At 26.9% G+C, this 573-nt stretch carries 1 pseudogene; it reads right to left on the bottom strand.

The annotated features are described in order from the left end of the window. Positions 1–343 precede the first annotated feature (343 nt). A pseudogene (locus EII23_RS12255) lies at positions 344–573 on the bottom strand (replication protein); the annotation flags it as partial.

Here is a 573-nt window from a genome sequence, read left to right as displayed (position 1 = left end):
CTTTTAGAAGATAGTAAGACTAAATCCATTCCATTTTATCCCATCTATTTACTTAACTACAGTTCACTTTCAGATTGATAAATTTGCCATCTAAAATAAAATTAACCTGTAATTGAGTGAACATTAGTCTATGCTTAAGTAACTTTAATCTTTTTTTATGACTCATCAATAATGCCTCTAATCTTGTTCTATATTGTGGAATTGTGACATGATTCTGTTATTATTTTGTTTTATCTTCCTTTATGATTCGTTTAATCTAGGTAATTACCTTAGCAATTATTTACGTAATAAAAGAAGAGAACATCATTGAAAAGATGTTCTCTAATTCACTTACTAAGTTAAATTATCGATTAAATAAAGAAATAATTGGTAAATTATCGCGTCGCTTATTAAGTGTATGCATTTCTACAGATTCCGATTTGAGATATTTTATAAGATACCCTAGCATGGCTTTAAAACGTCTAAGAATATGGAGTATTTCGATTTTCATATATTCTAATAAATAATACGTATCAGTAAAATTATTAAAGGAAGTCTTTGCTTTTAATAATACAGGGTTGATGATATGAAGAG

Origin of the sequence: Desulfovibrio sp. OH1186_COT-070 (assembly GCF_003860215.1) — a bacterium.
Taxonomy (GTDB): domain Bacteria; phylum Desulfobacterota; class Desulfovibrionia; order Desulfovibrionales; family Desulfovibrionaceae; genus Desulfovibrio.
Note: the sequence above shows the minus strand (reverse complement) of the source record. Positions and strands in the feature narration are given on the sequence as shown.